Raw genomic sequence first — 9,670 nt, 5'->3', positions numbered from 1 at the left:
CCCGAGCGACTTGTCCTGCTGGAATATCCTAAAGAGATTGCTTCGTACCTTACAGCAATGACGCAATTGTGTAAGCCTTTCCTTTTGGGAGAAATATTCGCTGTTAAATAATTGTTTAATGGTGCTTATGAGGGTTTACCCCCTTGCAATCACCTCAACAAAGTAACATACCCTGCAACCTTCGGGGTATTATTCTTCAGATCGATAATATAATAGTAAGTGCCCGCCGGCAGTTGGGAGCTGTTGAATCTTCCATCCCACGGCGTAGTGTAGCCAATGCTGCGGAATACCTGCTGGCCGTTGCGGTTAAATATCAGTGTTTCGCTGGTTGGGTAGGTTGCCAGGTCCTCAATATTCCATACATCGTTAATGCCATCGCCATTAGGCGTAAAGGTGTTGGGGATGTTTATTTTTTGATATACGCGAACCGAAACCGTTGCTATGGCTATAGCGCAGGGGCCGGTGGCGGTTACGGTATAGGTCATGTCCTCAGTAGCTACTACAAGCGGGTTGGCACTGGTCGGGTCGTCAAGTCCTTCCTCGGGGAACCACCTGTAGCTGGTAATATCACCCGAATACACCGGATCGAACCTGATGGGCGTACCCTCGAACATTTCACGGCGCTCAGCAAGTTCAATAGCTGGCGGGTGTAAAACGGTAATGGTTACCTGCTTTGTATCGATACAGGCGCCATTGCTAACGGTTACAGTGTAGGTAGTTGTTTTTTGTGGTGATGCTACCGGATCGGCCACATCGGTGGCACTTAACCCCGCCGCTGGCGACCAGCTATACGTATAATCATCGGCAATATTATTGGTGGCTTCTAATTGTACAAATTGTCCATCGCAAATGGTATCTGTATTCGCTGTAACTGTGGTTGTAAATGGCGGTTTCACAATTATCCTGAATGTACGCGGCTCGCTCATACAACCATCGGCTGAGTAGGCGTATGCGGTGTAACCCCATCCTTGTGGTGGATCGGGCTGTTGAAAAGTATATTGCGAATTGCTTGTTTCAACCCTTAAGCCATCAGGGCCATTAATAAGATACCTAACACCGCCGGATAGATTAATGGTAGCGTTACTCCCTCTGCAAATAGTAACATCATTTATGGGCGCCAATACCGGTTTCTCATAAATTAAAATAGTTCGCGGTAGCGAGTATACCCGGCAATATTCTGATCCCAGATTACCGGCTTTGGCCACACCAGCCCTGTATTCATATTTTCCACCTTTTGATAGGTCGATATTAGCTACGTACGTATTGGCGTTGGCACCGGGAATATCCTGCCATTCCTCGTTAATAAATTGCTGCCATTGGTACGCATAGCCTGTTTGCGATGATGTGGCACGCATAGTATATTGTTTGGTGCCGCTGCTGGGGCACTCGGGTGCGTAATCCTGCTCGCCAATATCGGTAAAGGCGGCGCTAACCTGCGGGCCACAGGCGCGGAAAGCGATATCATCCAATATAAAATCGTTACCATACCCGCCATCGGCATCGTTAAATATTTTTAATATAACTTCATCACTGTTCGGTGTCGTTGCAAACATTACACCCCGTTTTATAAACTCAGGCCCGGCTGTTGATCCTATAGCTATAGAAGTATCCCTGATAACATTACCACTTCCATCTTCTATCAAAAAACGCAGTGCAGGGTGTATTACGCCGGGCCCGTCAATATCCTTACGCATCAAATCAAGAATGTATACTGATAACTCATATACCGTATTACCGCAGAGTCCGCTTACTCTTTTTTCAAAAAACTGGCTTTTTGTGTACGATGCGTTTACCACAATCATGTAACCGCCGTTACCGGTATGGTCGCCGGGGACAGAGTGCCAGTTGTTTTGATTACATGGTGGCGCGTATGATCGTACTACGGTGTATTGCCCATCCTGCGGGCATGGGTCGGCTGTATATTGAATATTTTGCGCTTGTGAGTTGGGTAAAGGCCCCTGCTGATTAAAACTTTCGGACACCACGGGGTCGCCAAGGCTACCGTTACAGGTTTGCGCCTTTATATGGCCTGCTGAGAACATCAGCAGCAAACAACACATAAACCCAAGGGCAAGCCGGCGCATTAATTGTAAAGATATATTGGTTTTTACTGCTGTTCAAGGTAATACATTACCGGGAATATCCAAAACAGGGTTATACATCTTTTAGCACAATAACGCTTTCTAAGCAAACAAATATTTTTCATAGTAGTTAAACAATCGATCGCAAATACATCCATCTCATGAAAAATAAATATTCGGTATACCTGTTGGCGGCGGGCATGCTTGCAGCCGGTTGTGGCAATAAAAAAAAAGCCAACCATAATGATGCTGATACGGTAACCAACCAGGGCAAGCAGGAGGTAAAACTCCCCGCGCCTTACGAAACTGAATCGACCACCAAATTCAGTAAGGTGATAGGCTGGCCTGAAGGTAAAATGCCCACAGCGCCGGAAGGTTTTGAGGTAAGCCTTTTTGCCGATAGCCTGCGTAATCCCCGTAATATTTATGTGGCGCCTAACGGCGATATATTCGTATCCGAAGCAAATACCGAACCCAAAGGGGCTAAAAAGAAAGCCGAGGCCTCGTTGAGCGGTAAGGATAAATCACAAAACATGGGCAAAAGCGCCAATGATGTTATCCTTTTCAGAGATACCAATGGCGATGGAAAATACGATCTGCGTACCATATTTGTTGGTAAGCTGAACCAGCCATACGGCATATTGGTGCTTGGCGATTGGTTTTATGTTGCCAATACTGATGGCTTATGGCGCTACCCCTACAAAACCGGTCAAACCGAAATTACCGCCAAAGGCACCAAGATACTCGACCTGCCCGCGGGAGGATATAACAACCATTGGACACGTAACCTGATAGCGAGCAAGGATGGTAAAAAGATATACATATCGGTAGGTTCGGGCAGTAATGTTGCCGAGAATGGGCTGAACAACGAGATTCGTCGTGCCAATATACTGGAGATAAACCCAGATGGTTCGGCCGAACGTATCTATGCGGCCGGTTTGCGCAACCCTGTAGGTACTGACTGGGAACCCAAAACAGGTAAGTTATTTGCCGTGGTTAACGAGCGTGATAAACTGGGCGATGGCCTGGTGCCCGATTACCTTACCAGTGTAAAGGAGGGTGGCTTTTACGGCTGGCCGTACGCTTACTTTGGCCCGCACGAAGATCCATCGGTAAAACAAAAGAACCCCGACCTGGTAAAGAAAACCCTGGTGCCCGATTTGGCTGTTGGTCCGCACACTGCATCATTGGGGCTGGCATTTTACACCGGCAATAAGTTTCCGCAGCAATATGAGGGTGGCGCGTTCATTGGTCAGCATGGCTCGTGGAACAGTTCGAAACTGGTAGGATATAAGGTAGTTTATGCGCCTTTCAGCAACGGTAAACCTACCGGCCAGTTGCAGGATTTTTTAACCGGCTTTATTGCTGATGCCGAAAAAGGCGAAGTTTACGGTCGCCCGGTTGATGTGGCCGTGCTTAAGGACGGATCGATACTGGTAACTGATGATTCTGCCAATAAAATATGGCGTGTAGCTGCCAAATAGCGCTAAATATAATTTTGATAAATAGCCCTTTATTCACCTAAAGGGCTATTTTTGTTTACATACACCCTATATCGTGAAGCAAATTTTTACCGCCCTAACTACTCTTGCGTTTGGATTGACCGCTGCCCAGGCTCAAAATACCGATACCGCTAAAGTACTGAAACAGGTCACCATAAAAGGCTACCTAAGCGAGCAGCCTGTGTTGAGCGCCCCGGCATCAGTTGGCGTGGTAAGTTCGGCGCAATTGCAGTTGCAGCCGTCGGCATCATTTGTACCGGCGCTGAATACCGTGCCGGGTGTTAGGGCCGAGGAGCGATCGCCGGGGAGTTATCGTTTATCGGTACGTGGTAGTTTGCTGCGTTCGCCATTTGGGGTGCGTAACATTAAGGTATATTATGATGAGATACCGCTTACCGATGCGGGCGGCAATACCTACCTCAACGCGCTCGACTTTAACAGCATCCACAACATGGAGATACTTAAGGGGCCCGATGGTAGTTTGTTTGGCGCTAATACCGGCGGGGTGGTATTGCTCAACTCATCGCCCCAAACGGATGCCGGTGTAATATCTGCCGGGGTAAATGCGGGCTCGTATGGGTTATTTCATCAGAATGCCGGGGTGCAGCAGCAATGGGGTAATTATGGCTTATCTGTTAATCAGGCTTACCAAAGCTATGGCGGCTACAGGCAAAACAGTTATATGTACCGTCATTTTGTTAACACTACCAATCGTTATAAATATGGTAATGGTAACGAGGTAAAAGCATTGGCCTTTTACTCGGATCTAAACTATCAAACGCCCGGCGGGTTAAACCAGGCGCAAATGGAAGCCGACCCTCGCTCGGCAAGGCAGCCAACCGCGACTTTACCGGGAGCCTTGCAGCAAAAAGTTGGCATCAGGCAAAAAATGTACTTCGGCGGATTGGTCAATAACTGGCAGATCAACGAGCGATTGAAAAACGTAGCCGCGGTGTTTGGCAACCATGTTGATTTCGCCAACCCGTTTATCACCAACTACGAATTCAGGAACGAGGATACCTACGGACTGCGCACTTATTTTGAGCTGAATTCGGTTAAAAAGCCCGATTTTGACTGGAAGCTTGACCTGGGCGTAGAGTGGCAGCAAACCAACTCCACCATTGCCAATTATGATAACAATGGCGGCACCCGTGGCGATGTACAGGCAACCGACCGGTTGAATACAAATCAGCATTTTATATTTACCCGTTACGCCGCTACCCTTTTTGAGCGGTTTAACATTGAGGCCGCCGTGAGCCTGAACTACTTTAAATATCGCTTTAAAAATATAGACCCGGCTAATGAGGCCAATTTTAGCGAGCGCGATTTTGATGCCCAGCTGATGCCAAGACTGGCGCTATCATACCTTATCACCAATAACTTTAGCTGGCGGGCATCAGTAAGCCGGGGGTATTCATCGCCAACCAACCTGGAGGTCAGGCCGAGCAACAACGTGGTGAACACCAACCTTAACGCCCAAACCGGCTGGAATTATGAAAGTGGTTTCCGCCTGCGTAATAATGATGAGAGTACCTTCCTGGATGTATCGGCCTTTTATTTCAGAATGCAGAACACCATTGTGCCCCGCCGTTTAGAGAACGAAACTGAATACTATGTAAACGCGGGCGGCACCAATCAGCCGGGAGCGGAGTTATACTTTAGCAGCTGGTTGCTGCGCAAGGGTACAGGCTTTGTAAAGGGCTTGCAATTCAATACATCGTACACGTTCAGCAAATACAGTTTCAGGAGTTACAGCACTGCCGGTGCCGATTTTTCGGGCAACCGCTTAACGGGCATACCACGTAACGTGGTAGTAAGCAATGTGCAGCTATTGTTGCCACAGTCGGTATCGCTGTTTGTGCAGCATAACTTTACCGATCGTATTCCGCTTAATGATGGCAATACGGTTTACGCGCCTAAGTATAATTTGCTACAGGCACGGGTGGGCTGGCAGTATCGCATAGGTAAAACCCGGTTAGAGGTATTTGCCGCGGCAGATAATCTGCTTAATCAAAAATACAGTTTGGGAAATGACCTGAACGCGATAGGCAACCGTTATTACAACCCGGCACCGTTGCGCAATTATAATGCAGGGCTTAACGTTGCTTTATAGTAATGGATACGCTGATCACCATTGTTTTGCAAACACAAATAAATGCACCTATCGAGCGAGTGTTTGATCTGTCGCGCAGTATTGACCTGCATGTGCAATCAACCCAACATACCGGCGAGGAGGCTATTGCCGGGCGCACCAGCGGATTGATTGGTATGGGCGAAACTGTAACCTGGCGGGCAAAACATTTCGGTATATGGCAAAAGCTCACCTCAAAAATTATTGACTATGACCCTCATATTTATTTTGCCGATGAGATGGTGAAAGGCGCCTTTAAATGGTTCAGGCACTTTCACTGGTTTAGTGAATACAACGGGCAAACTACCATGAAAGATATATTCGCCTTTAAAGTACCGCTGGGCTGGGCAGGCTGGCTATTCGGCAGATTCGTATTAAAACGCTACATGTCCGACCTGCTCATCAAACGGAACTCAGTAATTAAACAAGCCGCCGAAAGCGACGAGTGGAAAAAGTTTATCCCTCAGCAATAGCCTTTTTATCATCCTTTAATTCCTCGCGGTTAAGTACCACCCTTTGTATCGGCAGGCTTTCGGGGTAGTTATCCCTCAAAAAGTTAATCAGGTTTTCGCGGATGTAGCAACGCAGGTCAAACGCCTGCGATGAATTGCGGGCGCTCATCAGCGCGCGTATCTCAATGGTATGTTCTTTGGCATCGGTTACCTGTATCACCTTAACACGCTTATCCCATAAAATGGAATTATCCAGTAAACGGTCAAACTCCTCACGTATGGCATCAACGGGGGTATTATAATCCAGATACAGAAACACCGTACCCAGAATTTGCGACGTGGTGCGCGTCCAGTTTTGAAAGGGTTTTTGGATGAAATAGTTTATTGGTAATATTAACCGTCGCTGATCCCAGATGTTCAGCACCACATAGGTTAGCGTAATATCTTCCACCCGGCCCCATTCGCCTTCAACTACCAGCACATCGTCAATACGTATAGGTTGTGTAAAAGCTATCTGGAAACCCGCCAAAAAGTTAGCCAGCGATTGTTGCGCCGCGAAACCTATAATAATACCGCCGATACCCACACCGGTAAGTAAACCGGCGCCTATCTTACGTACATTATCAAAGCTTAATAATATCACCGCTACGGCTATCAGCACCACAAAGGTTACTATTATACGCCTTATAAACTGCAATTGCGTACGCACCTTACGCTCTTTAAGGTTATCTTCCTTGTTCAAATCGTACAGGTGGTACATATAATCCTCAAATACCCGGATGGAGGTGATAAGCAGCGATGCGAATGATATAATTAGCGCTATCTCGATGGCACGACTAAAAGGCGTAAAAAAACGCTTCTGCATATCCATCAGCGGCAGCATCAGGTTAAGTACCAGCAGTGGCACAAAGTGGTTCATGGGGCGGCCGGTGTGTACTATAATACTGCGAAAAAGCGAGTAGTCATTCCGGTTACGGTAAAAGGTAAGTATGGCCTTAATGATGAGTTTAATGATAAGGCCAACAATAACAGCAATGACAGTTATTACAATGTTCCAAAGCCATGACGGCATGTTATTAGACCAATTTTCTAAAACTTCTTTCATGTTTTTTCCTTTACTATGGTATAACTCTACAACGGTTTAATTGTTAGTTACATTTTTAAATGTGGCTAAAAAAAGCTATTTTATGGCTTTTGCATCTTAAAACATACTTATTTATGAGTAAAACAATCATTGTTTCAAACAGGCTGCCCGTAAAAGTTTCTGAGGAGGATGGCAGCTTTAACATTGTAACAAGCGAGGGTGGTTTAGCCACCGGCCTGGGTTCGGTATACCGCTCAGGCGATAATGTATGGCTTGGATGGCCCGGCATTGAAGTTGCCGATCACGACAAGCAACACGAAGTAAAAGAGCGCCTTGCCGACTTTAGCCTGGTGCCTGTATTTTTAAATGCCGACGAAATATCAGGATATTATGAAGGTTTCTCGAACGAGATACTCTGGCCTATTTTTCACTACTACGCGTCAACCTACTCCAACTACAAACAAAGCAGCTGGGATTACTACAGCGCCGTAAACAAAAAGTTTATGGAGGCCGTTTTGGAGATAGCTGAACCCGGCGATACCATTTGGATACATGATTACCAGCTGCTGTTACTACCCGGAATGGTGCGCAACCTTATGCCCGATATTTCGATAGGCTTTTTTCTGCATATACCGTTCCCATCATTTGAGATGTTCCGCCTGATACCCTGGCGCAGTGAATTGATTGAGGGTATGCTGGGTGCCGACCTGGTAGGCTTCCATACCTTTGATGATGCCAGCCACTTTATAAACGCCGCGACAAGGTTATTGCCATACAACTCATCATCAAACGTTATCACTGTTGATGATCGTCCGGTGCTGGTTGAATCATTCCCGATGGGGATTGATGATGAAAAGTACGCCTCGCTAACCTCTACCGATAAGGTGATACAGGAGGTTGAGCATTTAAAGGAAGCTTTTAAGGATAAAAAGCTGATACTTTGTATTGACAGGCTCGACTATAGCAAAGGCATACTGCAACGCCTGCAAGCCTTTGAAATACTGCTCGAAACCCATCCCGAATACCGGGAGCAGGTAGTGCTGCACATGATTGTGGTACCATCGCGCGATAGCGTGCCGCAGTATAAGGAGCTTAAAGAGAATATTGACCGCAAAGTGGGCGATATTAATGCCCGCCACCGTACTATTGACTGGAGCCCGGTGAATTATTTTTACCGTGCCTTCCCTATCGAAACGTTATCAGCACTATATCATACCGCTGATATTTGCCTGGTAACGCCGATGCGCGATGGTATGAATTTGGTAAGCAAGGAATACGTAGCCAGCCGAACCCAGGAAACCGGTGTATTGATATTGAGCGAGATGGCCGGAGCATCAAAAGAGCTGATCGATGCCATTATTGTTAACCCGAGCAATATCAATTTGATGGCCAAGGCGATGGTAAAGGCCTTGAATATGCCCCTTGCCGAGCAGCGCCGCCGCATGAAGCTAATGCGACAGGTAGTGTCAAAATTCAACATAAAACATTGGGTGCGCATATTTATGGAGCGCATAAAGGAGGTGAAGCAAATGCAGCACTCCATGCGCTCGCGCCATATTACCGATGTTACCGAACAGGCCATTAAAAAGATATACAACCGCACACAAAACCGCATTGTGTTTTTAGATTATGATGGTACGCTGGTAGGTTTTAAATCGGACATTAACGCGGCCAAGCCCGATGAGGAACTATATGCCCTGCTTGATGACCTGAGCAGCGATCCGGCTAATCAGATAGTACTGGTAAGCGGCCGCGACCATAACTGTTTGGAAGAATGGTTTGGCCATACCCAGCTTACGCTGATAGCCGAGCACGGTGCCTGGATGAAAAAGAATAACGAGTGGGAGAGCATTCCCGGCTTGAACGACCAATGGAAACAGGATGTATACCCGCTGCTTGAAATGTATGTTGACCGTACGCCTGGCGCTTTCATCGAGGAAAAGAATTACTCGCTGGTATGGCATTATCGTAAGGTAGAGAAAGGCCTCGGCGAGCTGCGTACCAATGAGCTGATGAATAACCTGCGCTACCTGATCAACGACCGTGGCCTGCAACTGCTCCCTGGCAATAAGGTGGTCGAAATAAAGAACATCGAGATAAATAAAGGCAAGGCAACATCGGCCATGCTGCATAACAAGGAGTACGATTTTATTATGGCCCTGGGCGATGACCATACCGATGAGGACATATTTAAAGCCCTGCCCGATAATTCGCTTACCGTAAAGGTGGGCAGCAATATATCGGCAGCAAGGTTTTACCTGCGAAACCACCACGAGGTTAGGCACCTGCTACGCAGCCTGGTGCAGCCCGCCGCTGTAATAGCCGATAAATAACATAAACAGCCCGCGCCAAAACCGCGGGCTGTTGTTTTATAGCCCGGCAAACATTCGCCCAATTGTAATGTTTTTGTTGCATGTTTC

6 protein-coding genes are annotated in these 9,670 nt (G+C 47.0%); 4 read left to right on the top strand and 2 right to left on the bottom strand.

Annotated features, from left to right (window positions below):
- Window positions 1–149: 149 nt before the first annotated feature.
- Entirely contained in the window at window positions 150–2,084 is a 1,935-nt protein-coding gene (locus IM792_RS11310; protein WP_194101951.1) for a gliding motility-associated C-terminal domain-containing protein, read from the bottom strand.
- Window positions 2,085–2,242: 158 nt separating this feature from the next.
- On the opposite strand from IM792_RS11310, the gene IM792_RS11305 reads away from it, so the two are divergent.
- The 3 genes from IM792_RS11305 to IM792_RS11295 all read left to right on the top strand — a co-directional run bounded on the left by IM792_RS11305 (window position 2,243) and on the right by IM792_RS11295 (window position 6,187).
- Window positions 2,243–3,565: a sorbosone dehydrogenase family protein gene (locus IM792_RS11305; protein WP_194101950.1), complete on the top strand. Its 1,323-nt coding sequence runs from the start codon at window positions 2,243–2,245 to the stop codon at window positions 3,563–3,565.
- A 73-nt stretch (window positions 3,566–3,638) separates the two neighbouring features.
- Complete coding sequence (locus IM792_RS11300; protein ID WP_347343809.1) at window positions 3,639–5,696, top strand: TonB-dependent receptor; 2,058 nt, start codon at window positions 3,639–3,641, stop codon at window positions 5,694–5,696.
- Window positions 5,697–5,698: 2 nt separating this feature from the next.
- Complete coding sequence (locus tag IM792_RS11295; RefSeq protein ID WP_347343808.1) at window positions 5,699–6,187, top strand: SRPBCC family protein; 489 nt, start codon at window positions 5,699–5,701, stop codon at window positions 6,185–6,187.
- On the opposite strand, the gene IM792_RS11290 is transcribed toward IM792_RS11295, so the two are convergent.
- A complete protein-coding gene (locus IM792_RS11290; protein ID WP_194101949.1) occupies window positions 6,171–7,271 on the bottom strand; it encodes a mechanosensitive ion channel domain-containing protein in 1,101 nt (366 codons plus the stop codon). The two genes, IM792_RS11295 and IM792_RS11290, sit on opposite strands and share 17 nt — an antisense overlap.
- A 113-nt stretch (window positions 7,272–7,384) precedes the next feature.
- Between IM792_RS11290 and IM792_RS11285 the strand changes: the two genes are divergently transcribed.
- On the top strand, window positions 7,385–9,583 hold the full coding sequence (locus IM792_RS11285; RefSeq protein ID WP_194101948.1) for a bifunctional alpha,alpha-trehalose-phosphate synthase (UDP-forming)/trehalose-phosphatase: 2,199 nt from the start codon (window positions 7,385–7,387) through the stop codon (window positions 9,581–9,583).
- Window positions 9,584–9,670 lie beyond the last annotated feature (87 nt).

The sequence above is a fragment of the Mucilaginibacter sp. JRF genome (assembly GCF_015223065.1).
Classification (GTDB): domain Bacteria; phylum Bacteroidota; class Bacteroidia; order Sphingobacteriales; family Sphingobacteriaceae; genus Mucilaginibacter.
The sequence above is the reverse complement of the archived record's forward strand: the minus strand, read 5'-3'. Positions and strand labels throughout refer to the sequence as shown.